The 23,433-nt window shown below is 64.6% G+C and carries 20 protein-coding genes; 10 read left to right on the forward strand and 10 right to left on the reverse strand.

Translation table 11 applies throughout. The features are described 5' to 3' along the window. Window positions 1-2: 2 nt before the first annotated feature. Window positions 3-833: a 4'-phosphopantetheinyl transferase family protein gene (locus tag AUR04nite_RS10955; RefSeq protein WP_141364906.1), complete on the forward strand. Its 831-nt coding sequence runs from the start codon at window positions 3-5 to the stop codon at window positions 831-833. On the opposite strand, the gene AUR04nite_RS10960 is transcribed toward AUR04nite_RS10955, so the two are convergent. Next, window positions 828-2,069: an MFS transporter gene (locus AUR04nite_RS10960; RefSeq protein ID WP_141364908.1), complete on the reverse strand. Its 1,242-nt coding sequence runs from the start codon at window positions 2,067-2,069 to the stop codon at window positions 828-830. The genes AUR04nite_RS10955 and AUR04nite_RS10960 overlap by 6 nt on opposite strands. 197 nt (window positions 2,070-2,266) lie before the next feature. Here AUR04nite_RS10960 and AUR04nite_RS10965 point away from each other — a divergent pair, with 197 nt between their 5' ends. After that, window positions 2,267-2,458: a hypothetical protein gene (locus AUR04nite_RS10965; protein WP_141364910.1), complete on the forward strand. Its 192-nt coding sequence runs from the start codon at window positions 2,267-2,269 to the stop codon at window positions 2,456-2,458. Window positions 2,459-2,528: 70 nt separating this feature from the next. Here the strand turns inward: AUR04nite_RS10965 and AUR04nite_RS10970 are convergent, their stop codons facing one another. After that, window positions 2,529-3,053 (reverse strand): phosphoribosyltransferase, encoded by a 525-nt coding sequence (locus AUR04nite_RS10970; protein ID WP_141364912.1) that lies wholly within the window; start codon window positions 3,051-3,053, stop codon window positions 2,529-2,531. A 450-nt stretch (window positions 3,054-3,503) separates the two neighbouring features. Here AUR04nite_RS10970 and AUR04nite_RS10975 point away from each other — a divergent pair, with 450 nt between their 5' ends. Then, window positions 3,504-4,895 carry a DUF5129 domain-containing protein gene (locus AUR04nite_RS10975; RefSeq protein ID WP_170184179.1) on the forward strand — a complete coding sequence of 464 codons (1,392 nt, stop codon included), beginning with the start codon at window positions 3,504-3,506 and terminating at the stop codon, window positions 4,893-4,895. On the opposite strand, the gene ppk2 is transcribed toward AUR04nite_RS10975, so the two are convergent. From ppk2 to AUR04nite_RS11010, 7 genes are all read right to left on the reverse strand, one after another. Continuing rightward, the gene (gene ppk2 / locus AUR04nite_RS10980) at window positions 4,892-5,788 is read right to left on the reverse strand and encodes a polyphosphate kinase 2 (RefSeq protein WP_141364916.1); all 897 of its coding nucleotides are present in this window, start codon (window positions 5,786-5,788) and stop codon (window positions 4,892-4,894) included. The two genes, AUR04nite_RS10975 and ppk2, sit on opposite strands and share 4 nt — an antisense overlap. Before the next feature lie 161 nt (window positions 5,789-5,949). Next, a complete protein-coding gene (locus tag AUR04nite_RS10985; RefSeq protein ID WP_141364918.1) occupies window positions 5,950-7,251 on the reverse strand; it encodes a M1 family metallopeptidase in 1,302 nt (433 codons plus the stop codon). A gap of 40 nt (window positions 7,252-7,291) precedes the next feature. Further along, window positions 7,292-11,218, reverse strand: coding sequence for a Pls/PosA family non-ribosomal peptide synthetase (locus AUR04nite_RS10990; RefSeq protein WP_141364920.1), 3,927 nt, complete (start codon window positions 11,216-11,218; stop codon window positions 7,292-7,294). Window positions 11,219-11,490: 272 nt separating this feature from the next. After that, entirely contained in the window at window positions 11,491-12,444 is a 954-nt protein-coding gene (locus AUR04nite_RS10995) for a hypothetical protein (protein WP_141364922.1), read from the reverse strand. Window positions 12,445-12,529: 85 nt separating this feature from the next. Continuing rightward, complete coding sequence (locus AUR04nite_RS11000) at window positions 12,530-13,453, reverse strand: amidohydrolase family protein (RefSeq protein WP_141364924.1); 924 nt, start codon at window positions 13,451-13,453, stop codon at window positions 12,530-12,532. Window positions 13,454-13,480: 27 nt separating this feature from the next. Next, window positions 13,481-13,756, reverse strand: a complete 276-nt coding sequence (locus AUR04nite_RS11005; RefSeq protein ID WP_141364926.1) for a hypothetical protein — start codon at window positions 13,754-13,756, stop codon at window positions 13,481-13,483. Next, the gene (locus AUR04nite_RS11010; protein ID WP_141364928.1) at window positions 13,756-14,724 is read right to left on the reverse strand and encodes a quinone oxidoreductase family protein; all 969 of its coding nucleotides are present in this window, start codon (window positions 14,722-14,724) and stop codon (window positions 13,756-13,758) included. The genes AUR04nite_RS11005 and AUR04nite_RS11010 overlap by 1 nt, the downstream gene beginning before the upstream one ends. A 167-nt stretch (window positions 14,725-14,891) precedes the next feature. Between AUR04nite_RS11010 and argC the strand changes: the two genes are divergently transcribed. The 7 genes from argC to AUR04nite_RS11045 all read left to right on the forward strand — a co-directional run bounded on the left by argC (window position 14,892) and on the right by AUR04nite_RS11045 (window position 22,617). Then, window positions 14,892-15,923, forward strand: a complete 1,032-nt coding sequence (gene argC, locus AUR04nite_RS11015) for an N-acetyl-gamma-glutamyl-phosphate reductase (RefSeq protein ID WP_141364930.1) — start codon at window positions 14,892-14,894, stop codon at window positions 15,921-15,923. Then, entirely contained in the window at window positions 15,920-17,134 is a 1,215-nt protein-coding gene (gene argJ, locus AUR04nite_RS11020) for a bifunctional glutamate N-acetyltransferase/amino-acid acetyltransferase ArgJ (RefSeq protein ID WP_141364931.1), read from the forward strand. The genes argC and argJ overlap by 4 nt, the downstream gene beginning before the upstream one ends. Before the next feature lie 15 nt (window positions 17,135-17,149). Continuing rightward, window positions 17,150-18,085 (forward strand): acetylglutamate kinase, encoded by a 936-nt coding sequence (argB, locus tag AUR04nite_RS11025; protein WP_141364933.1) that lies wholly within the window; start codon window positions 17,150-17,152, stop codon window positions 18,083-18,085. A gap of 26 nt (window positions 18,086-18,111) precedes the next feature. Beyond that, entirely contained in the window at window positions 18,112-19,356 is a 1,245-nt protein-coding gene (locus tag AUR04nite_RS11030) for an acetylornithine transaminase (RefSeq protein WP_174787873.1), read from the forward strand. Between the two features lie 34 nt (window positions 19,357-19,390). Beyond that, on the forward strand, window positions 19,391-20,350 hold the full coding sequence (argF, locus tag AUR04nite_RS11035; protein ID WP_141364936.1) for an ornithine carbamoyltransferase: 960 nt from the start codon (window positions 19,391-19,393) through the stop codon (window positions 20,348-20,350). A 1-nt stretch (window position 20,351) separates the two neighbouring features. Continuing rightward, a complete protein-coding gene (locus AUR04nite_RS11040; protein ID WP_141364938.1) occupies window positions 20,352-20,855 on the forward strand; it encodes an arginine repressor in 504 nt (167 codons plus the stop codon). An 82-nt stretch (window positions 20,856-20,937) separates the two neighbouring features. Further along, complete coding sequence (locus AUR04nite_RS11045; protein WP_170184180.1) at window positions 20,938-22,617, forward strand: HNH endonuclease signature motif containing protein; 1,680 nt, start codon at window positions 20,938-20,940, stop codon at window positions 22,615-22,617. A gap of 99 nt (window positions 22,618-22,716) precedes the next feature. Here the strand turns inward: AUR04nite_RS11045 and AUR04nite_RS11050 are convergent, their stop codons facing one another. Further along, complete coding sequence (locus AUR04nite_RS11050; RefSeq protein ID WP_141364941.1) at window positions 22,717-23,268, reverse strand: macro domain-containing protein; 552 nt, start codon at window positions 23,266-23,268, stop codon at window positions 22,717-22,719. Window positions 23,269-23,433: the final 165 nt, after the last annotated feature.

Raw genomic sequence — 23,433 nt, forward strand, 5'->3', positions numbered from 1 at the left:
GCATGCGCAACCCTTTCAAACGCCCCGGCATCCTGCACAGGCAGGGTGCCGGGGCGTTGCCCTATGCTCGGATTGCATGGGAACAGGCCACCGCGCAGGCAGAGCTGCACGGTGCTCTGGCAGCGATCGGCCAAAGGCCGGACTTCACTGCTCTGGTCTTCACCGAGGCAGCTGCTTTTCCCTCAGCGCTTTATAACGAACAGCTGCTATGCCAGCCCGAACTGGAGCACGCCGCCCAATTCGAGGACGCAGCACTGCGACGCCACTGGGTCACAGCGCATCTCTTGCTGCGCCATGCGCTGGCGGCGGTGACGGACATGCCGGCCGGGAGCCTGAAGTTCTCTGCCGAGCCGTGCGTCCGGTGCGGCGGGCCCCACGGAAAGCCAGTCCTTGAACCGGCGGGCGCGCAGCGCAGGATCCACTTTTCGCTGTCGCATGCGGCAGGCTTCGCGATCGCCGCCATTGGTTCCTCGCGCTGCGGAGTTGATCTTGAGCCGCGAGCTAGCATCGGTCGTGCTGAACTTGTTGCCCGGCAGCTGCATCCCGCCGAGCAAAAAGAATTGGATGCCCTGGCTCCACCGGAGCGGGCCGAAGAATTCACACGCATCTGGACTCGCAAAGAAGCGCTGCTCAAGGCCTGCGGCGTGGGGCTGAGCCGCGGCCTGGATCAGGTGTATGCCGGCGTCCGCCCAACGTCCGGCCAGCCAGACTGGAGAATCCTTGACGGGCTGCTGCCGGGGCCGCTTCACTGGTCGGCGGCGGTCGAAACGCCAGGAGATCCGCAGCTGATCGGTATCAAGCTCACCGAGGGCTGGGCAAAGCCGCGCCTATGACTTGGCAGTTTCCTTCTGCGGTTCTTCGCTGCTGTAATCAACAGACATTTTCGAAGAGCGCAGGATGAACCACCCGCACACCGCCAAGAGGACAGTGGCGGCCGCCGCGGCGATGCCGGCCAGATCCAGTGAGCCCGCGGCGAAAGTCGATCCTGCCAGAGCGTAGCCCACCGGCATTAACCCCAAACCTATGAAGCCGTCCAAGGACAGTACCGTTCCCAAGGAACGCTGCGGCATCCGAAGCTGCACCTGGGTGTAGAAATTGACGGCGAACGCCTCAAGGAAGAAGCCTGCAATAAATGCCGCCGCCGCGACCCAGTACCACTGGGCCAGCAGGGCCACCAGGAGAATCGGCAATGCCTTCGGTGCGAGCAGCAGCACCGTCGTGCTCAACGGGCGCTTGAATGAATAACCCTTGTAGTAGATCCCGCCAAGGATGAGCCCGGCAGCAAGAGCGGTGGACACGATTCCCCAGTGCAGCGCACCGTTCTGTGAAGCATGGTCAAAGACCTTCGGTCCATTGAGCTGGAAGTAGCCAGCCCATAGCAGGTTCATCACACCCGTCAGCAGCACTACGGCAATGAACCACGGCTGCAGCGCATCACGCCAACCTGCCGAAGAATCCTGCTGCGTATTTTGGCCGATGGCACTGGGAAGAGCACAGAGGGTAATCGCCGAAAGCGCCATGAACAGCGCCAGCACTAATGCAACATAGGCCCCAGAAACAAACCCCAAGGCCAGCCCGCCCAGCGCCGGCATCAGCAAAGCCACGGTATTCAGGCTGATTCGCAGCTTGGCCACGGTCTGCTGCATCTGGTCCTTGGCGACCAGCCAGGCAAGCAGGCTTTGGGTTGCCGGCCCGTTCAGGCCGCCCAAGACGCCCAGCAAGCCAGATGACAGGATCCATGGAAACTGCTGCTGCGGCGAAGTGGCCAGCAGAACAGCGAAGAGGACCCAGCAGGCTCCAGTGACGCCTTGGACGAGTATCAAGAATAGTTTTCGGTTGCTGCGGTCCAGGATGAATCCGGCGCAGGCCATGGCCACGAGTTGGCCTACGACTTGGGCGCTGAGCATGCCGGCAAGATATGGAGCACCCGCAGCGTTTTGCAGTGTTCCCATCGTGACAACAACCGGTGCTGTGGTTCCGGAAACTGCTGCAAATATCCGACTGGCCCAATAGTTTCTCAAGGCATTAGCTGGCACTGACAGTTTCCCTTCACACCTAGAATTCTTCATCGCATGGGGCGAAGGAAGAAGAATAGCCAAGAGTTTGATGCGCTGACTAGTCGGTTACCAGTGCTCGCTATTGCGAAGAGTCTACTACCGGAATCGCGATGACTCAGCTTCACGGTTCAATATTTGGTAAGTTAATGCCGAGATTACGTGACGGAATGCAAAAAGCTCGCAAACGATGGGGGATCGTAGGAATGTCGATGGGACGAGCGATCTGGTCATGTTTTTTGGTGTTCGTGCTTGGGACCATCGCCGTTCTTGTCACGATCGCGATCGCCTGGGGAGTAGTGCTTCTTGTGCAGCGCGGCGCAGGCACGCATTTGCCGGATAAGGACCAGGCAAGCATCAGCGTCACGGATGAAGCAGTAGATCCGATGCGCCCGTCCAATTAGCCAGAGCGCTGGCGGAGTTAAAGCAATGAAGGACGACATATTGTCGTCCTTCATCTGCTGCGAACTTTATTTACTTGGCTTCTTCGGTCTTGGTCACCGGTGGCAGATCCGACCATGGGAAGGTGATCCACTTGTCGGTGCGGCGCCATTCGAAGTCTGGAACCAAAATGGTGCGTGGCTTGGTGTAGAGGCAGACAGTCTTGACGTTGGCACCCCACTCGGAAATCAGTTCAAGCACCTTGGCCAGGGTGCGGCCGGAGTCGGAAACATCGTCAACGAGAAGAACGTTCTTGCCGCGCAGCGCGCCCTCGTCAAGCATCGGAGGAAGAACAACTGGCTCGGGCAGAACCGTGCCAATGCCGGTGTAGAACTCTACATTCAATGCACCGCAGGCCTTGGCACCCAGTGCGTAGGCGATCGAGCCGGCAAGCAGCAGGCCGCCACGGGCGATGGCCACAACGACATCGGTTTCGAAGCCGCTGTCGACGACGGTCTGGGCGAGCTCACGGGAGGCAACACCAAAAGTGTCCCAGGTGAGAACTTCGCGCTCGGTCTCAGATAGTACGGCTGCGCCGGAATCGTCAATGCTAGTCATTCTATGATTTTACCGTGGGATATGACGTTTTCTGACAAATTGGGCCTTTCGCGCATTCATCAAATTCTGGATGTTTGCAGATTATCCGTTCTGATCAGCAATAATTTGGTCGATCTCAGGTCGCGTGAATCTGATGACATCAGTGGATTCCCGGCTTCGATGTAGTGCGCACTCGCCGGACAATGAAGCTTTTCTGAAGAATCACACCGCACGGCCACTGCGGTCTGGGCCCGCTGGAACGTGAATTAGCCGATACGATGGTCGAAGTTCATCATCGGTTCTACCGGGCCTGGTGCCCAGAGGAGGTCCACGGCTGTGTTCGTTGGTAGATTCTCGGTATTTGTTCGCAGATCGACGGCGCTTGCTGTGCTCGGACTCCTTGCTCTTGCTCCAGCAGCCCAAGCCGCTACGCCGGCGGTCGCAGTGCAGACAGGAATAAACATTGAATCGGTGGAAGTCTATGACACCGCAGATGTGCTCAATGAACAGAAGCTGCAGGACGCCATCGGCGCATTGGATTTCCACGAGCCGACGAAGGTCGTTGTCTATTCGCGCACCGGCGACTACTCGGACAATATCAATACCGAAACCCTGCTCTACGCCAAAAAGTCGCATCCTGAATGGATTTCGTCTGATCCTGAAGACTATGGAGACTATTGGGCTGACGGATACTTCATCATTACCCTGTCGCGGGAAGGGAAGTATTCGGGGCAGATCGGCACCTATTTCGGCGAAGACCGCAAAGTCTCCGAGGGACAGATGGAGAAAATCCATAAGGCCGGATATGACAACTTTCGATCGGCCCGCTGGACGGACGGCGTGATCGATGTTGCCGCCGCAGGGGCAAAAATCATTAACCGCCCTTGGTATCTTCAGCCGACGCTGTGGATTCTCGGCGGCGTCATTGCAGTCATCGGCGGCGGGACTGCGCTGGGTGTTGCAGGTACGAGGTCATCTCGCCGCAAGAAGTTCGCAGCTGCCTTGGAGCAGGGGCGCAAGCATCTGAGCAACGTCACGATGGACCTGGAAACGACGGAGCTGTCGGCGCGGACCTTGCCCACCGGTTCACGGCATGCCGCCGACCTTGAACGGCGGTTTGCAGACTTCATGAAGCGATACCGGGAATCATTCACCGAACAGCAAAAATTGGAAGTTGCCACGAAGAAGGAACGGGGCACCGCGGATGCGGTGAAGAACTCCGAATCCTTTAGCCTCAACGCCCAAAACCTTGATGCCACTGACGACGCCATCATTGCCGCAGCCGCGCTGTACACCCGTTCGGCGACCTGGGAACAGGCCTGGCAAGCCCAGACGGCGCCGCTGCTTGAGGACCTGGCGGCCTTGCCGGATCTCACCTCAGAGGCAGCAGAAGGTACGAGGGGTGCCGCAGCAGCCTTGGAATCCTTTGGGGTGGATGCGGCCGCAGACGTTGAAAGAATCGGAACTGATCTGAAAGCCGAAAACATTGGCGTCGACGCGGCGCTGGATCAATTGAGCGAACTGCGCAAGCAGCTGACCGAGCGGCTCGACGCTTTCGCCACTGCACAAATCGATGCCTATGCGCAAAGCGACGAGGAGAAGCGCGATATGCGCGAAGCACTGCGCACCGAACGCACCAACTATTCCAGCGGCGGCTACCAAGGCGGCGGGTCGATCTTGGATGTCACCAGCCCCGGAGAACTCTTCTGGCGGGTGCAGAGCTTCAACGTGGGCTACCACGCGGGCGTCAGCTCGGTGGACAGCTCCCGAGAAGCGGCCAGTTCTTCCTCTTCCGGAGTTTCCAGCGGATACTCCGGAGGCGGTGGCAGCTTTTCAGGCGCCGGAGGATCTTCGCACTTCTAGAATTCTTCTCCGTGCGAGATGACCTTGGCGGCGCGGCCGACGATCTTCGGATCAGGGGTGCCCACCAATTCGTGGTCCTTGCCGGTGTACTCGAAGAGATTGAGCACATGGCGCATGGCCTGTAGTCGGGCGCGCTTCTTGTCGTTGGACTTGACGACGGTCCACGGGGCGTGCTCGGTGTCGGTCTTCAGGAACATTTCCCGCTTGGCCGCGGTGTAGTCATCCCACTTGTCCAGTGACGCCAGGTCCATGGGGGACAGCTTCCACTGGCGCACCGGGTCGATGCGCCTGATGGTGAAGCGCGTGAGCTGCTCCCCGGCAGAAACTGAGAACCAGAACTTCACCAGGTCGATGCCTTCATCGACCAGGAGCTGCTCAAAGCTGGGGGTCTGGTGCAGGAAATGGGCGACCTGTTCTTCGGTGGAGAAGCCCATGACCCTTTCCACGCCGGCGCGGTTGTACCAGGACCGGTCGAAGAGCACGATCTCGCCGGCCGAAGGGAAATGCTCGACATAGCGCTGGTAGTACCACTGGGTGGATTCGCGCTCGGTCGGCTTCTCCAAGGCAACGGTGCGCGCGCCGCGCGGGTTCAGGTGCTCGGTGAATCGCTTGATGGTTCCGCCCTTGCCTGCGGCATCGCGGCCCTCGAAAACGATCATCAGGCGGCGTCCGTTGGCCTTGACCCACTTCTGCAGCTTTAGCAGCTCGATCTGCAGTGCGCGCTTCTGGACTTCATAGCTGTCGCGGTCCAGCTTCTGCTCATAGGGGTAGTCTTCCCGCCAGGTGTCAACGATGGAGCCGTCGGCGCGCACCAGCACCGGGTCGTCATCGTCAATGTCAATCACGCTGTAGCCGTTGAGCGCTTCATCAAGCAGGGGGAGTTCGATCGTCATGCTCGCCAGCTTAAAATCCTTGGGTTAACTTCTGGTAAACAGACCCTGACGTGGGTACGGAGAAAGCCGTAAATGTGATCGAGAACAACGGCTTTCGCGTCATGAGTGGTCACATTTACGGCTTCAGTTCCTTCGGGGCGCGGGGCGCCTACGCGGATTTCCTACCCGGGGAAGTCCGGGAGCTTGGAGCTGAACAGCCAGCTGTCGAACAGTTCGTGCGTGTTCGCCTGCGGGGCAAGCTCCGCCACATGCTCCATGAACAGCTGCGTGCTGACCGAGGCGAAGCGGTAGCGGGACACCCAGTCGCGTACGATCTCGAAGAACCTGTCGCGTCCAAGATGCTTCATCAGCGCATACAGTGTCAGCGCGCCGCGCTTGTAGACGCGGTCATCGAACATGTCCTTGGGCCCCGGATCGCCGATCAGCAGATCCTGCTCCTGGGAGTGCAGCAGTTCCCAGGCATCTTTCGCCCGCTGTTCAAGGCTCATCACCTTGGCGCCGTCCGAGTACAGCCACTCGCTGAAGCAGGCGAATCCCTCATTGAGCCAGATGTCCTTCCAGCGCAGCGGGGTGAGCGAATTGCCGAACCACTGGTGGGCGAACTCGTGGGCGATCAGCCGCTGGGCCTCCCAGTCCAGAGACAGGTGGTTGGTCCCGAAGATGCTCATGCCCTGGGCTTCCAGCGGGATCTCCAGCTCGTCGTCGACCACTACCACCTTGTAGTCCTCGAAGGGGTAGGGGCCGTAATGGCGTTCGAACACCTCCACCATCTCGCCCTGCCTGCTGAAGGCGCCGCGCACCTGGTTGTCCCGACCCGGAACCGAGTAGGCGAGGATGTGGCGCTCCTTGTCGAAGGGGATCTCCGAGTAGCGGCCGATCTGCAGCGTGGCCAGGTAGGTGGCCATGGGCTCGTGCTGCTCATAGATCCAGGTATCCCGGCTGGCCGCCCGGCGGTGCGAGACCAGCTTGCCGTTGGCCACCGCGCGGTAGCCGGCATCGGTGGTGATGGAGAACCGGTAACTTGACTTGTGGCTGGGGTGGTCGTTGCACGGGAACCAGGTGGAGGCGCCCACCGGCTGGCCGGAGACCAGGATTCCGTCGGTGAGCTCCTCCCAGCCGACCTCGCCCCACTGGCCGTCCGGGGCCTGCGGGCTTCCGGTATAGCGCAGCGACACTTCCGCATGCTCCCCGGCCGCCAGCTGGCGGGGCAGGGCGATCACGGTGCGGTGGTGCTTCTTGGACACCGCTGCCTTGCGCCCCTGGACTAAGGCCTTCACCACCTTCAGCCCGCTCAGGTTCAGCGCCACCTCGCTGATCTGCTGCAGCGCCCGCACCCGCAGCACCGCCTTGCCATCGAGCAGGTTGCTGGCAAGCTTCACCGTCAGATCCAGGTCATAGTGTTCGACGGTGTAGGCGGGGGAGCCATGGTGCTTGGTGTACTCATCCAGTATTTGGTGGGGCATACAGTCGGTGCTTCCTCAATGGTTCGTGGTCGGGCCCGCACTAGGCCGGCGTGCTGGCGGTGCTTGCTGGTTCCTCGATGTTCCAGCGTACTGCCGGATTGCCCCGCCAGTAGGTATTGGCAGGCAGAACCTCGCCGCGCAGCACCAGGCTTGCAGGCCCGGTGGTGGTGCCCTGCGAAATCTGGGCGGCCGGAAGGATCACGCTGTGCGGGCCCAAGGTGGCGCCGGCGCCCAGGGTGACGGAGTCGATGGACATAATGCGGTCGTGGAACAGGTGGGTCTGCAGCACGCAGCCGCGGTTCACCGTGGCCTTGTCTTCCAGGGTCACCAGGTCCGCTTCGGGGAACCAGTAGCTTTCACACCACACGCCGTGCCCGATCTTGGCCCCCTGCGCTCGCAGGAACCAGACCAGTGCAGGGGTGCCGGAGGCCAGGCGGGCGAACCACTGGGCGCAGACCAGCTCGGTGAAGGAGTCGACCATTTCGGTGCGCCAGATGAACGAGCTCCACAGGGTGTGCTCGCCGGGCTTGATCGGCCCGACCACCAGCCACTTCACCGCCACGGCGATGAACGCCGCTACGGCACCGGCGGCCACCAATACGGCGCCGGAGAGCAGGGCCGCCGCCCACGGGCCAGCCACGGCGGTCAGCTCGGACAGTGCCCAGAGCACGCCGGCGGCGATGGCGACGGTGGCGAAGACCGCCAGCGAACGGGTCAGCTCCCAGAGGGCACGGGCCACCTTGAGCTTCATCGGCGGTTGGTAGGTGCGCTCGGAGGAAGCGTCCACGGTGGTGCGGCGCAGCTTGTGCGGAGGCGAGCCCAGCCAGGAGCTGCCTGCCTTCATCTTCTTCGGGGTGGCCGAAAGCACCGCGATCAGCGAGCGCTTGGGCACCCGGCGCCCCGCATGCAGGATGCCGGAGTTGCCCAGGAAGGCCTTCTTGCCCACGCGCACCGGAGCAATGTGCATCCAGCCGCCGCCCAGTTCATAGGAGGCGACCATGGTGTCATCGGCCAGGAAGGCGCCGGAGGAAATCGTGGTCATCTTCGGGATGAGCAGCACCGTGGAGATTTCTACGTCGCGGCCCACCTTGGCGCCGAGCAGGCGCAGCCACACCGGGGTGAACAAGCTGGCATAGAGCGGGAAGAGCTGGTCGCGGGCGGTGTCCAGCACGCGCTCGGTAGCCCAGGCCTGCCAGCCGATGCGCGAGGTCACCGAATGCCAGCCTTCGACCAGGCCGATGGACAGCAGGCGCACCTGGATGATGACCAGCAGCATCTGCGAGAAGAACCAGACAACGGTGCCCAAAAGCACCACGGGGATGAACGTGAAGCCCAGCTGGGCCAGCGACTGCTCGCCGCGCAGTAGCGGAGCCACCGCCAAGACCGCAAGCACCACCGGAATCCACTGCACCAAGTTCAGGCCGATGGAGCCCAGTCCGCCGGCTACGCGCCCCAGGCGGTTATAGGCAGGCTGGGCCGCCGGCCACTTGGGCTTGCTGCGTCCCTGGCGCACCGCGGGGGAGCCGGCGTAGCGGGAATTCTCCCTGGTCTCGCCGAAGACCGCTGAGCCGGCCTCGACGATGGTGCGCGCAGCAACTTTCGCCCCGGGCACCAGGGTGGAGCGGGCGCCGACGGAAGCGAACTCGCCGACCTCGATGGCGCCCACATGTACCAGGTCGCCGTCGATCCAGTAGCCGGAGACGTCGACCTCGGGTTCAAGGGTGGCCCCGGCGCCGACGGTGAGCATGCCGGTGACCGGGGGCAGGGTGTGGACGGTGGCGCTGCGATCGATCTTCGCGCCGAGTCGGCGGGCATACCAGGGCAGCAGCGGCGCGCTGGCCAACGACACCGGATCCACCACATCAGCAATGTGCTGTGCCAGCCACAGGCGCAGGTGCATTGACCCGGACCTCTGATAGGTTCCCGGTTTCAGGCCGCGCAGCAGGATCTTGCTGGCGGTGATGGAGATGCACATGCGGCCCAGCGGGGTGACGAACACCAGCCACAGCACCGCCAGCACATACCAGGGCATCGGCAGCGGGGCTGAGAAGATGCCCACCGCCAGCAGCAGCGCATGGCCGAGCATGAGGTAAGTGAACCAGCGCAGGCCGGAGAGGATGAACAGCGGCACCGAAATCAGCGACTGGGCGAACTGGGTGGCGCGCTTGGTGCGGGTCACCGCACGGGGTTCTGCCGCCTGCGTGGCCACCTGCTGCCCGCCGAGGAATTCCACCAGCGAGCCGAAGCGCGGGTAGTCGTAGAGGTCTGCCACGGTGATATCCGGGTAGCGGGCGCGCAGCGCAGAGACCAGCTGGGCCGCGGAGAGCGAACCGCCGCCCACGGCGAAGAAGTCAGCGTTTTCGCTGGTCACAGCGACGCCCAGGGCGCCCTTCCAAGCGGCGGCCACGAATTCGCCCACCTCGTCCAGGCCGGTGAGCTCTTCGCCCTCGGTCGCCTCATCGGCCCCGGCCAAAGGCCAGGGCAACGCGTTGCGGTCCACCTTGCCGCTGGTTTTCATCGGCATGGTGTCAACCACCGCAAGGATGGGCACCATCGGAGCTGGCAGGTCCTTGAGCAGGTGCTCGCGGGCGGCCTTCAGGTCATAGCCCTCGTCGGCCTGCAGGTATCCGACCAGGATCTTGTTGCCGGTGTTGGTTTCGCGCACCGCCACCGCTGCGGAGGAGACGTCCGGCAGCGAATTCAGCGCCGCGTCGATCTCGCCCAGTTCGATGCGCCGGCCGCCGATCTTCACCTGGTCATCCACCCGGCCGATGAAGATCAAACCCAGCGGGTCGTTGACGACCATATCGCCCGAACGGTAGGCGCGCTCCCAGCCCAGGGTGGGCATCGGCGCGTACTTTTCAGCGTCCTTCTCGGGGTCCAGATAGCGGGCCAGGCCCACACCGCCGATGATCAGCTCACCGGATTCGCCCTCCGCCACCGGCACGCCTTCCGGGTCGACCACCGCCAGGTCCCAGCCGGCCAGCGGCAGGCCGATGCGCACCGGCAGGCTGCCGTCCATGGTGGCGCCGCAGGCCACCACGGTGGCTTCGGTCGGCCCGTAGGTGTTCCAGACTTCGCGGCCGTCGGTGGCCAGGCGCCCTGCCAGTTCTGGAGGGCAGGCTTCGCCTCCGAAGATCAGCAGGCGCACGGATTCCAGCGCCTCGGCGGGCCACAGCGCGGCCAGGGTGGGCACGGTGGACACCGCGGTGATGGCGCGGGAGACCAGCCAGGGGCCCAGATCCATGCCGCTGCGCACCAGGGCGCGCGGGGCGGGGACCAGGCAGGCGCCGTTGCGCCAGGCGATCCACATTTCCTCGCAGGAGGCGTCGAAGGCCACCGAGAGGCCAGCGAGCACGCGGTCCGAGGAATTCAGCGGGTCCGAAGGCAGGAACATCTGCGCTTCGGCGTCCACGAAGGCGGCCGCCGAACGGTGGGTGACGGCTACGCCCTTGGGCTTTCCGGTGGAGCCGGAGGTGAAGATGATCCATGCGTCGTCGCCCAGCTGGGGCTCGCGCGGGTCGGGGAAGGGGGCGGGGCGCTCGGAGGAGACCACGATCTGGTCGGTGCCCTTGATGATGCCGGCGACCTCGGCCTCGGTGAAGACCACCTTGGCGCGCTCGTCCGGGTCATCCCCGTCGACCGGCACATAGGCCGCGCCGATCCACAGCACCGCCAGGATCCATTCGTAGAGGTGCCTGGTGCCCGAAGGGACGCGCACGCCGATGCGGTCGCCGGCGCCCAGCCCGTGCTCGTGCAGGCGGCGGGCCTTGGCCTTGATCTCCTCGACCAGCTCGGCATAGGTTTCGATGCTGTCGCCGTCGTCGATGGCCGGCGCATCGGGGTGCTGCAGCGCGGTGGCCTTGACGATGTCCACCAGGGTGCGGGCGGTCGGCGCAAGAGCGCCCGAGGGGAACTGCGGAGGGTAGGTCCGCGCCTCGGGTGCCGGTGAATTTATAGGGTCCATGCTTGGTGGATCCGTCCCTTCACTTCAAAATGGTGCTGTGATTGGTACTCATGGGGGTGATGAGTCCGACGCGAAGTGGATCCTGGAGGGGTGGGAGCACAACGCCCCCGCAACCATTAAAGCCATCAACTTCTTCCACGTGGCGGCAAGAATGCTGATTTGTCGCCTTTGTCTCAAAAGTTACTTCATCTTGCATCCGTTGGGCGCAAAATTGCGCGAGGATTGGCCTTTTTGACGCCAGAATGTACGCGGTTGTTCGCCGAGTGCGGTTATTACCGCTTCGGCACCCGGCGCAGGCCCAGCAAGAGGATGCCTACCAGCACGCCCATTGCCGCCGCGATGCTGCCGGTCAACGCAGCGCCGAGCAGCGTGTCGGTGGCCAGGACCACCGCCGGAAGCGCCGAAATAATGATTGCCGAATGCAGCGGTTTGGCCAGGGTGATGCCCCACTGAAGCAGGAGGATCGGCGCGCTGATGGCGAACACCGATAAGGCCGCGATGCCCAGCAGCTCGCCGATTTCAGGTGTGCCGGCAAGCAGGCTAGGAAGCGAGAGCAGGCCGCACAACATCCAGGCCAGATGGAATCGGGCAACACTCATGGCTGATGCGCTGATCCCGCGCTCGGCCAGCTGCCTGGAGACCAGCAGTACTCCTGCAGCGCAGAGCCCGGCGGCCGCGCTCAACCCGATGCCCAGGACAAGGTAGCCGTTGTCGGCTTTCTGCGCGGCGAAGACAAACCACGCCACAGCTGCGGCGGCCAGCAGCACAGCCACAGGGTGCAGCAGCGTGCGTGCCGAAACTCCCCGGTGGAACAAGAACATGGCCAATGCCACGGCGATGGGGCCCAGCCCGGTTTCAATGACGCTGGCCGCAGTGGCGGGAATCATCGTGGCCGAGACATAGAAACAGGCGAAAGCGCCGGCGGTGACCAGATTCAGCTTGAGCCAGTCCGCTGGTTTCAGGCTGTTTGCAGCACTCTTGCCGCTCCTGCGCGCACCGGAGAACCGTGAGAGAATCAGGGCGATGATCGAGGCGCTGAGGAACGCGGTGAAGGTGGCGAAGGTCCCCAGCTCTGGTTCAACGAAGCGGCCAACCACTGCCGTGCCGATGCCCTGCCACAGCACTGCGGCTGCCACGACTGCCAGTCCCAGCCATAGGCTGGCGGCCTTCGGGGCGCAGTGCTGTTCACCGGCTCTCGCCGGGCTTGTGGCAGGGGACTGGTTCATTGGGAATTCCTCATGACGTGGTGGAAGTAATTCACACTAGTCAAACCCAATTGGGGGCAAAACCACTAAAACCTGCGGCTACATTTCACCCCTGGGGTAGTGGCTTCACGGCGTCCAGCAGCCTTTGCGGTGCATCGTGCAGCACCTCGCGCATCCATTCATCGCCCAGCCCGAGGGCTTCCAATGCCTGCAGCTGGTGGCTGTACGCGTAGGGGATGTTGGGGAAGTCGCTGCCCAGAACTACCTTGCCGTGCAGCTGCGCCAACAGGTTCACATAGCCTTTGGGCATCGGGGCGAAGGACTGCGTGAAATCGGTGGCCACCATGGTGGTGTCAAGGTAGACGCTTGCATGCTCCCGGGCCAGGGCCGCAAATTCCCTGTATTCGGGCAGTCCCGCGTGGGCAATCACCAGCACCAGCTCCGGGTGCGCTTCAAGCAGCCTTCTGACATTGCCGATCCCGGTGTGTTCTCCGCGGTGCGGGCCGTTGCCGCAGTGGATGACCACCGGCGCCTGCGCCGCCTCCAACAGGTCCCACGCGGCATCCAGCAGCGGGTCGTTCGGGTCGAAGTTGCCCACCTGCACATGCACCTTGAAGATCTGCGCCCCCGCTTCCAGGCAGCCGCGCACCTGGTTTTCCGCGCCGTCCTCCGGATAGAAGGTGCCCGAATGGATCGCCTGCGGGTGCTGGGCGGCGAAGCCGCGCGAGTACTCGTTGAGCCAGCCGGCCATGCCCGGTCGATGGGCGTAGTTCAGCGTGCTGAAGCGCTTCACGCCCAGGCGCTGCAGGTCGGCGATCCGCTGGGCTTCGTCGTGGCGGTAGGTGATGGGCCAGGCCAGCTCGCCGTGCTCTTCGCGGGCATCGAAGAACGCCCACACCTTGCGCAGCACGTTATCCGGCATGAAGTGCACATGAAGGTCGATCACGCCGTCAATGCCCAAGCCTTGCAGATAACTGCCGATCTGTGCATCCGCGGCGGGCATGATTCCCGAGTTCAGTACCCCTGCCATCAGTTCTCTCTTCCCAGCTAGATATTTTTAGCCCAGCAGCAAGGTGCAGCTGCGCCAGAGTGCCAGCAGGGCGAAAACCGCGCCGCTGACAAACAAAACACAGTCCTGGGCGCTGAAGGAGCTGAACACAGTGCCGAACCGCTGGAGCACAGTGGTTCTGGCGGCTGTGCCTTGCCGTGTTCCGGCTACGTGCCGCCCAGCGCCGCCAGTGGAGTTCTTACCGCGCTCGCCGAAGATCGGGTAGAGCGCCAACGTCAGGAAGCCCAGCCCCAGCACCCAAGTGGCCAGCAGGTCAACTGTCATTAGGGAACCAGCAGCACCTTGCCGGTGGTGGAGCGCGATTCCAGCGCAGTGTGCGCCGCCGCGGCCTGGGCCAGCGGGTAGGTGGCGCCGATGCGCACATCCAGCTGCCCGGCGGCGGTCCAGCCCATGATGTCGCCGAAGCGCCAGTGCAGCTCGTCGGGCGTGGCGATGAAGTCGCCCAGCTTCGGGCGGGTCACGCTCAGCGAGCCCCCGGCATTCAGCCGCTGCAGGTCAAAGGGCGGAACCTGGCCGCTGGCCCCGCCGAAGAGCACCAGGGTGCCGCGGCGGCGCAGCGCCGCCAGCGACCCGTCGAAGGTGTCCTTGCCGATCCCGTCGTACACAGCATGGACCCCGGCTCCTTCGGTCACCTCCGCCACGGTGGCCGCCACCTGGTCGTAGTCCACCACATAGTCGGCCCCGGCGGCCTTGGCCAGGTCCTTCTTCTCCTGGGTGCTGGCGGTGGTGATCACCGTGGCGCCCTTGAGCTTGAGCAGCTGGGTCAGCAGCAGCCCGACGCCGCCGGCCCCCGCATAGGTCAAGATGACATCGCCCTTGTGCACCATGTAGCTGTTGTGCACCAGGTAGTGGGCGGTCATTCCCTGCAGTGGCAGCGCGGCCGCCACATTCAGGTCCACGGCGTCGGGCACCTTGGCGATGGCGTCGGCCTCCACCACTGCATACTGGGCATAGCCATTGGCTCCCGAGGCGGTGGCGATCCGGTCGCCGACCTTGTAATTCTGCACTCCGTCGCCCACCTGGGTGACGACGCCGGAGAATTCAGAACCCGGGGTGAAGGGGTAGTCGACCTTGTAGACGCCGCTGCGCTGATAGGTTTCGATGAAGTTCACGCCGATGGCCGCCACCTTCACTTGCACCTGCCCCGGGCCGGCATCCGGCACTTCGCGCTGCCCGAGTATCAGCCCGCTGGCATCCGATGGTCCGGCGACGAGAATTGCCTCTTGCTGCATAGCTGCGCTCCTAGTGGATCGTCTAGTGAAACTGGGGTTGTCCTGCTGCCCAGTCTAGAGCCGCGACGTGTCCCAAACGGGGTTGGCAGGGCCCATGTCGAGAAAGATGACGCCACATTCATGAATATTTATTAGCTTCTATGCATAAGTTGCGGTACGATCTGGACATGACGATTTCAGTAGCTGTTTCCGGAGCCAGCGGTTATGCCGGCGGCGAGGTCCTGCGCATCCTCGCGGCCCACCCAGAGGTAGAAATTGGCGCGATCACCGCGCATTCCCAGGCCGGGCAGCGCCTTGGCGGCATTGCCCCGCACCTGCATGCGCTCGCCGACCGCGTACTGGTGGACACCACGGTCGAGAACCTTGCGGGGCACGACGTGGTCTTTCTGGCCCTGCCCCATGGCGCCAGCGCCGAGGTGGCCGCCCAGCTGCCCGAATCCACACTCGTCATCGACGCCGGCGCGGACCACCGGCTGGAATCCGCCGAAGCCTGGGTGAAGTTCTACGGAACCCCCTACGCCGGCTCCTGGCCCTACGGACTTCCCGAGCTGCCGGGCCAGCGCGAAAAGTTGGTCGGCGCCAAGCGCATCGCTGTCCCGGGCTGCTATCCCACCGGCGGCCAGCTCTCCCTAGCCCCGGGTTTCGCCGCAGGACTTTTGGAGCTTGACGACGTGGTCATCGTCTCCGCCTCCGGCACCTCAGGAGCCGGCAAGTCCCTGAAGCCCCACCTTTTGGGGGCCGAAGTCATGGGCTCGATGAGCACCTACGGCGTGGGCGGCGTGCACCGCCACATCCCGGAAATGGAACAGGGCTTCTCCAAGCTGGCCGGCGCACCGGTCACCGTCTCCTTCACCCCGACCCTGGCCCCGATGCCGCGCGGCATCCTGACCACCGCCACCGCGCGGGTCAAGCCCGGGGTCACCGAGGCGCAGCTGCGTGCGGCCTGGGAGCAGGCCTACGCCGACGAGCTGTTCGTGCACCTGCTGCCCGAGGGCCAGTGGCCCACCACCGGCGCGGTGCAGGCAAGCAACCACGTGCAGCTGCAGCTGGCCTTCGACACCCACGCGAACCGCGTGATCGTCTCCGTGGCGCTGGACAACCTAACCAAGGGCACCGCAGGAGCCGCGGTCCAGTCAATGAACATCGCGCTCGGCCTGCCAGAAAATACCGGATTGCTCATGCAAGGAGTCGCACCGTGAGCCTCGCCCACACCAACACCCACCCATCCGCCCCTGCCACCGGCGTCACCGCACCGGCAGGCTTCAGCGCGGCCGGCGTTCCCGCAGGCCTGAAGTCCACCGGCAAAAATGACGTGGTGGTGGTCCAGAACCTCGGCCCGAACTTCACCGCCGCTGGCGTGTTCACCTCCAACCGCGTGGCCGCCGCCCCGGTGCACTGGTCCCGCCAGGTCATCGCCGACGGACGCGTGGACGCGGTGCTGCTGAACTCCGGTGGAGCCAACGCCTGCACCGGCGCCGAAGGCTTCGGCAACACCCACCGCAGCGCAGAACACGTGGCGCAGCTGCTGAACATCTCCGCAGGGGATGTGGCAGTGGCCTCCACCGGGCTGATCGGCGTGCAGCTGCCCATGGACAAGCTGCTTTCCGGCGCCTCCGAGGCAGTCTCCGCGCTGGCCGGCGACCAGAACGCCTCCGACCAGGCGGCCGCCGGCATCATGACCACCGACACCGTGCCCAAGCTGACCAGCCGCCTGGTGGGGGACTCCACCACCGGCCAGGTCATCATCGGCGGCATGGCCAAGGGCGCTGGCATGCTCGCCCCGGCCCTGGCCACCATGCTCGTGGTGCTCACCACCGACGCGGTGCTTTCCGCCGAGCAGCTGGATTCCGCCCTGCGCTCGGCCACCGCGATGAGCTTTGACCGTGCGGATTCCGACGGCTGCATGTCGACCAACGACACCGTGCTGCTGCTGGCCTCCGGCGCCTCGGGCATCACCCCGGATATCGCCGAGTTCACCGCGGCGCTGACCGACGCCTGCCAGGAGCTGGCCGCCAAGCTGATCGAGGATGCCGAGGGCGCGGATCACACCATCGCCATCCGCACCTTCAACGCCGCCACCGAGGCCGACGCCCTGGAAGTCTCCAAGGCGGTCTCCCGCTCCAACCTGGTCAAGACCGCGATCTTCGGCAAGGACCCGAACTGGGGGCGCGTGCTCTCCGAGGTCGGCACCACCAAGGCCGCCTTCGAACCCGATGAGCTGAACGTGGCCATCAACGGGGTCTGGGTCTGCAAGAACGGCGGCGTGGGCGAAGACCGCGAGCTGGTCTCCCTTGAGGACCGCAACGTGTCCATCGACATCGACCTGAACGCGGGCAGCGAGGAAGCCACCGTGCTGACCAACGACCTGACCCACGACTACGTCCACGAAAACTCCGCCTACTCCAGCTAGGAAGCACACAGCATCATGACCGAAAACCTGCGCCCCAACCTGGCCGACGCCCAGCGCAAGGCCGAAGCGCTGATCGAGGCCCTGCCTTGGATCCAGCGCTTCGCCGGCACCACCATGGTGATCAAATACGGCGGCAACGCCATGATCAACGAGGAACTGCGCCGCGCCTTCGCGGAGGACATCGTCTTCCTGCGCCACGCGGGCATCAACCCGGTGGTGGTGCACGGCGGCGGTCCGCAGATCAACAAGATGCTTGACACCCTGGGCATCGAGTCCGAATTCCGCGGCGGGCTGCGGGTGACCACCCCAGAAGCCATGGACGTGGTGCGCATGGTGCTCACCGGCCAGGTGCAGCGCGACCTGGTGGGCCTGATCAACTCCCACGGCCCCTACTCGGTGGGCATGTCCGGCGAGGACGGCGCCACCTTGCAGGCCATCCGCCGCGGCACCGTCGTGGACGGGCAGCAGGTGGACCTGGGCCTGGTCGGCGAGGTGACCCGGGTACGCACCGACCAGGTGGACTCGCTGATCGACGCCGGCATGATCCCGGTGATCTCCACCGTCGCCCCGGAGTTCGACCAGGACGGCGAACCCACCGGCGCGGTGCTCAACGTCAACGCGGACACCGCCGCCGGGGTGCTGGCCACCGCGCTGGGCGCCAGCAAGCTGGTGATCCTCACCGACGTGGAGGGGCTCTACGGCGCCTGGCCGGACAAGTCCTCGCTGATCACCTCCATCACCGCCGACGAGCTGCGCGAGATGCTGCCAACGCTCGAATCCGGCATGATCCCCAAAATGGGCGCGTGCCTCAAGGCGGTGGACGCCGGCGTGGGCCAGGCACACATCGTCGACGGGCGCGAGCCGCACTCCATGCTGCTTGAAATCTTCACCGCCGCCGGCGTGGGCACCCAGGTGGTCCCCGCCGACCCAGCCGCAGCCAGCACCAAATAACCGCAAGCCTTTCGAAAGGACCCGCCGTGAGCGAGCACGCCACCGACGCCGGAATCGACACCACGCAGCTGACCGAGCTGGCGCACGCCTCTTCGGCGGTGCTGGGGCAGCGATATGCCTCCAGCCTGCTCGGCGTGTTCGGCACCCCGCAGCGCGTGCTGGTGCGCGGCGCCGGCTGCCACGTGTGGGATGCCGACGGCAACCAGTACCTGGATCTGCTCGGCGGCATCGCGGTGAACACGCTGGGCCACGGCCACCCGCTGCTCACCTCGGTGATCACCAGCCAGCTGGCCACCCTGGGCCATGTGTCCAACTTCTTCACCTCGCCCACGCAGATCGCGCTGGCGGAGAAGCTGCTGGAAATTTCCAACGCCCCGGCAGGCTCCAAGGTGTTCTTCGCGAACTCCGGCACCGAGGCCAATGAGGCGGCGCTGAAGCTGACCCGCCGCAACGCCGGCACACCGCAAGCCCCGCGCACCAAGGTCATCGCCTTGGAACACGCATTCCACGGCCGCACCCTGGGCGCCCTGTCGCTGACCTACAAGGAAAAGTACCGCGCGCCCTTCGCCCCGCTGCCGGACAACGTGGTCTGGATCCCCGCCGGCGACGAGGCCGCCTTGCGCGCTGCGGTGGATGAAACCGTCTCCGCAGTGTTCATCGAGCCGATCCAGGGCGAGGCCGGGGTGCGCCTGCTTTCGCAGGACTACCTGCGCGCCGCCCGCGAGATCACCCGCGATGCCGGCGCCCTGCTGGTCTTCGACGAGGTGCAGACCGGCATGGGCCGCACCGGCTCCTTCTTCGCCTCCGCACCGGTGATTCCGGATGTCATGACGCTTGCCAAGGGCCTAGGCGGCGGCTTCCCGATCGGCGCGATGATCGTCTTCGGCGAAGAAAACACCACCTGGCTGACCCCGGGGGACCACGGGACCACCTTCGGCGGCAACCCGGTGGCCTGCGCCGCCGGGCTGGCGGTGATCCACGTGATCGAAAATCAGCAGCTGCTCACCCACGTGCAGGACACCGGCGCCTGGCTGCGCGAGCAGCTGGCTGGCGTGCCCGGCGTGGCGGCGGTGCGCGGCGCCGGCCTGCTCAACGCCTTCGAATTGGACAGCGCCTCCGCCCCGGCGCTGGTTGCCGCCGCACTGGATGCAGGGTTCATCATCAACGCCACCGATGAGCGCACCATCCGCCTGGCCCCGCCGCTGGTCATCACCACCGCGCAGCTTGAAACCTTCATCGCCGCCCTGCCGCAGCTGATTGCCGGCCTCTAATATTTCGACGCACCGCTTTCTAGGAGCTGATCCCATGAGCACCACCCGCCACTTCCTCACCGACCTGGACTTCACCCAAGAAGAACAGGGCAAGGTGCTTGACCTCGCCCTGGCGATGAAGGCCGACAAGTACGGCTACCAGCCCTACGCCGGCCCGCAGACCGTCGCTGTCTTCTTCGACAAGACCAGCACCCGCACCCGCGTCTCCTTCCACGCAGGCATTGCGGAGCTCGGCGGCTCCCCGCTGATCATCAACTCCGCCGAATCCCAGCTGGGCCACAAGGAGTCCATCGCCGATTCCGCGCACGTGCTCGAGCGCATGGTTTCCACCATCGTGTGGCGCACCTACGCCCAGAAGGGCCTAGAAGAGATGGCGGAGAATTCCTCGGTACCGGTGATCAACGCGCTGTCCGACGACTACCACCCCTGCCAGCTGATCGCCGACCTGCTCACCGTGCGCGAGCACAAGGGCGAGCTGGCGGGCCTGAAAATGGCCTACCTGGGCGACGCGGCAAACAACATGGCCAACTCCTACCTGCTCGCCGGGGTCACCGCCGGGATGCACGTGGCCATCGCCGGACCGGAAGGCTACCTGCCCGACGCCGCGATCATCGCCGCCGCGCAGGAGCGGGCAGCTGCCACCGGCGGATCGGTGACGATCACCACCGACGCGGCCGCTGCGCTGGCGGACGCCGACGTCGTCGCCACCGACACCTGGGTCTCCATGGGCCAGGAGGAGGAGAAGGAGGCGCGGCTGAAGCTGTTCACCGACTACTCGGTCACCTCCGCGGCCATGAAGCTGGCCAAGGACGACGCCATCGTGCTGCACTGCCTGCCCGCCTACCGCGGCTACGAGATCGAGGCGGCGGTCATCGACGGTCCGCAGTCGGTGGTCTTCGATGAGGCGGAGAACCGCGTGCACGCGCAGAAGGCCATCATGACCTGGCTCATGGTCGCCTCCGGCCTGGCCGACGACGATCGCGTGGTGCTCTAGCATGGCAGTCCAGCCCACCACCAAAACCGCACGCCAGGCCCGCATCCGGGCGTTCCTGGGCAACAACTCCGTCAAATCCCAGGCCGAGCTGCTGGCCCTGCTCAAAGACGACGGCCTGGAGGTCACCCAAGCCACCTTGTCCCGCGACCTGGTGGAGATCGGCGCGGTGCGCATCCGCGACAACTCCGGCCAGCTGATCTATGCGGTGCGCCAGGAGGGCGGGGACCGCTCGCCCAAGACCGCCATCACCCAGGAGGTGCTCGACGCGCGGCTGGCCAAAATCTGTGCCGAACAGCTGGTCACCGCGGAAGCCAGCGGCAACATCGTCGTGCTGCGCACCCCGCCGGGCGCCGCCAACCTGCTGGCCCTGGCCATCGACCACTCCCAAATGCCTTCCATCCTGGGCTGCATCGCGGGAGATGACACCATCATGGTCACCACCCGAGACGTCGACGGCGGCGCCGAGGTGGCCGCCCGCTTCCTGCAGCTGGCTGAACCGCACTAGGCAGCCGCGGCCCTTCGCCGTACTTATCCACACTCCGCTGCCCAGGCGCCCCGCGAACTGCCGGACGCCGGATCATCGGAGTATGGAAACCGCAAACCCCGCCCAGAGCGCCGCAGCGCTGGTGCTCCAGCTGCAGCAGGGGCCGGCCTTGTCCGCCGGCGACCTGCTGCAGGCGCAGTCTGCCTGCCTGGCGCTCTTCGGTTTCCTCAATAACGCGGCGCATGAGCTTCCGGACCCCCGGCTCGCGGCCGCCCACGCCGCCTTCATCGAGGCGTTCTCCCGCAGCGCCGCCCGCGAATCCATCGCGGCGGCCAGCCTGGTGGAAACCACCGCCGCCCATGCGCTGGCCCTCGACGAATTTGACGCGCTGCGCGAGGGCGGCACCGACTTCACCGCTGCGCCCCAGTTCGCGCCGGGCCGCACTTGCTACCGCGACAGCGCCGAGTTCCTGGGCAGGTGGCTGAACATCAACTACTTCGAGGCCGCCGGGCGAGTGGCCGACGCGCACCTTGTCTACCGGCGCAAGGACCTCACCGGGGCAGCCTGCCCGCCGCGCTTCACCCGCCTGGCGCAGGCCTTCGACCCCGCACCGCCAACTTCCGGCGGTGCGGTTCAATCGCCCGGCACCCTGCCGGATCTCACACATTCTGCTGACCCGCGGGCAGTCCTGCGCTACGCCAGGGCGCTGGACAAATTCGAGCCGGAAGACACCACCTTCGACGGCGTGCCCACCAGCGCCACCGCCACAGCGGCAGATGGCCGGCTCATGGAAGAGCACACCGCACAGCTGCTGCAGGAAACCGACCCGCGCACCCGCGACAAGCTGGTCAACGCCCTGATCAACCGCTACAAGCTCGACCACAAGGAAACCAAGGAGCTGCCGGTGGGGCTCTTCCGTGGCAAGACCGTTGGCGGCACCCACCAGTACCTGCTCAACGTGACCGGCCTCGACATAGAAGTCATGGAATCTCTGCTGGCGCAGGCGGACAACAAGCACACCAAGGCAGGTGCGGCGGCTCGCTCGGCCGAATCCCGGAACGACTCCGGTGCAGAACCTGCTGGATCCGCGTTCTCTGCCGAGGAGCTCTTCAGCACCGACCAGCCGCTGCCGCAGTGGGCTTCCGGCGCCGCATCTTCTGACGCAGCGTCCAGCGACGAGGATTCAGGCTCACGGCCAGACACCGGGCCGGCCATGCCCAGCCCCTGCACCGTCGCCCAGCGCCGGCTCAACGCCCTGATGGCGGTCTTGGTCAACCTCGACCCGAACGCCGAGGGCAAGCGCGTGACTCCGGAAATTGTTGTCCATGCTGCCCTGGAGGACCTGCGCGATCTGTCGACCATCACCGGGGTCACCGCCCACGGCGTCCAGCTGCCGCCGGCCCAGCTGCGGGCCATGCTCTGCGAGGCCAAGGTGCTCAGTCCGATCTACAACGGCGACGGGGTGATCATGGACATCGGGCGCGACCGGCGCACCTTCCCGAGGTACATGAAGCTTGCCGTCCGGGACCGCGACGGCGGCTGCCTCGTGCCTGGCTGCACGCAGGACCCGGCGCTCATCGACTTCCACCACATCAAACCCTGGTTCAAGGGCGGGAAAACGAGCATTGCGAACTGCTGTCCGCTGTGTGCTGCGCACCATGTCCTGGTGCATGCAGGGGTGATACGGGTCGTCCAGATCAATGAGCTGCCCTATGTGATCCTGCCGCGGCATCTTGACCCTGACCAGCGGCCGCAGCGCAACCGGTACTTTTCTCGCTGCTAGTTAGCGCCCCGCACTAAATAATCCATGGCACGCCACTGGCCGCCGGCGATCATCACGATCGGCCGGCGGCCAGTGGCGCTTAAATTCCTTGACTGCCGCCTACGCAGCCAGCTCTTCCACCGATTCCATGCCGAAGGCCTGTTCAAAGGCGCTTTGGACTTCATCGTTGTAGGAGACGAGGATGATGCGGTGGATTGGCGAAATGTGCTTGTTCGTCTCTATCCACTCGCCGATTGCTTGATGGGCGATCCTTGCCACTTCCGCTGCCGGCCATCCGAAGGCCCCTGTTCCCAGCGCCGGGAAGGCGATGGAGTGGGCTTCATGGCGGGCCGCCGCATAGAGCGAATTCTTGAAGCAGTCGGCAAGAATCTTCGGATTCGGCTTGATGAGCGCGAGGTTCGGAGCCGCGGTGTGGATGACCCACTTTGCTTTCAAATTGCCGGCCTTGGTGGCCACTGCAATGCCCGAGGGGATTCCGTCGGGGTACCTCGACGCTCGGATTTCACGGGCAGCAGCTAACAGCGCAGGTCCGGCTGCGAGATGAATTGCTTCATCCACACCCTTTCCGCCAAGAAGGGAAGGGTTTGCCGAATTGACGATTGCATCGACGCTCAGCGTCGTAATGTCCCCGCGAAACAACTGGATGTCCATTTGGTTTCCTCCAATGACGTATCCGTTTACGAATATGGGTTCACCATACGCCCGCGATCTGTGAGGTGGAAGAGAAAAATTAGTATTACGAGCGCGGGGAAATTTTTTCGCTGTGCCGGGAACAGCTGACACAGACCGACGCAATGAATATTTATGAGTAATCTT

This window comes from Glutamicibacter uratoxydans (genome assembly GCF_006539925.1).
In the GTDB taxonomy this organism is placed as follows: Bacteria; Actinomycetota; Actinomycetes; order Actinomycetales; family Micrococcaceae; genus Glutamicibacter; species Glutamicibacter uratoxydans.

What these genes read in the sequence shown, in the direction of transcription:
- AUR04nite_RS10955 (WP_141364906.1), top strand. Translation starts at nt 3, where the DNA reads ATGCGCAACCCTTTCAAACGCCCCGGCATCCTGCACAGGCAGGGTGCC.
- AUR04nite_RS10960 (WP_141364908.1), bottom strand. Translation starts at nt 2,069, where the DNA reads ATGAAGAATTCTAGGTGTGAAGGGAAACTGTCAGTGCCAGCTAATGCC.
- AUR04nite_RS10965 (WP_141364910.1), top strand. Translation starts at nt 2,267, where the DNA reads ATGGGACGAGCGATCTGGTCATGTTTTTTGGTGTTCGTGCTTGGGACC.
- AUR04nite_RS10970 (WP_141364912.1), bottom strand. Translation starts at nt 3,053, where the DNA reads ATGACTAGCATTGACGATTCCGGCGCAGCCGTACTATCTGAGACCGAG.
- ppk2 (WP_141364916.1), bottom strand. Translation starts at nt 5,788, where the DNA reads ATGACGATCGAACTCCCCCTGCTTGATGAAGCGCTCAACGGCTACAGC.
- AUR04nite_RS10985 (WP_141364918.1), bottom strand. Translation starts at nt 7,251, where the DNA reads ATGCCCCACCAAATACTGGATGAGTACACCAAGCACCATGGCTCCCCC.
- AUR04nite_RS10990 (WP_141364920.1), bottom strand. Translation starts at nt 11,218, where the DNA reads ATGGACCCTATAAATTCACCGGCACCCGAGGCGCGGACCTACCCTCCG.
- AUR04nite_RS10995 (WP_141364922.1), bottom strand. Translation starts at nt 12,444, where the DNA reads ATGAACCAGTCCCCTGCCACAAGCCCGGCGAGAGCCGGTGAACAGCAC.
- AUR04nite_RS11000 (WP_141364924.1), bottom strand. Translation starts at nt 13,453, where the DNA reads ATGGCAGGGGTACTGAACTCGGGAATCATGCCCGCCGCGGATGCACAG.
- AUR04nite_RS11005 (WP_141364926.1), bottom strand. Translation starts at nt 13,756, where the DNA reads ATGACAGTTGACCTGCTGGCCACTTGGGTGCTGGGGCTGGGCTTCCTG.
- AUR04nite_RS11010 (WP_141364928.1), bottom strand. Translation starts at nt 14,724, where the DNA reads ATGCAGCAAGAGGCAATTCTCGTCGCCGGACCATCGGATGCCAGCGGG.
- argC (WP_141364930.1), top strand. Translation starts at nt 14,892, where the DNA reads ATGACGATTTCAGTAGCTGTTTCCGGAGCCAGCGGTTATGCCGGCGGC.
- argB (WP_141364933.1), top strand. Translation starts at nt 17,150, where the DNA reads ATGACCGAAAACCTGCGCCCCAACCTGGCCGACGCCCAGCGCAAGGCC.
- argF (WP_141364936.1), top strand. Translation starts at nt 19,391, where the DNA reads ATGAGCACCACCCGCCACTTCCTCACCGACCTGGACTTCACCCAAGAA.
- AUR04nite_RS11040 (WP_141364938.1), top strand. Translation starts at nt 20,352, where the DNA reads ATGGCAGTCCAGCCCACCACCAAAACCGCACGCCAGGCCCGCATCCGG.
- AUR04nite_RS11045 (WP_170184180.1), top strand. Translation starts at nt 20,938, where the DNA reads ATGGAAACCGCAAACCCCGCCCAGAGCGCCGCAGCGCTGGTGCTCCAG.
- AUR04nite_RS11050 (WP_141364941.1), bottom strand. Translation starts at nt 23,268, where the DNA reads ATGGACATCCAGTTGTTTCGCGGGGACATTACGACGCTGAGCGTCGAT.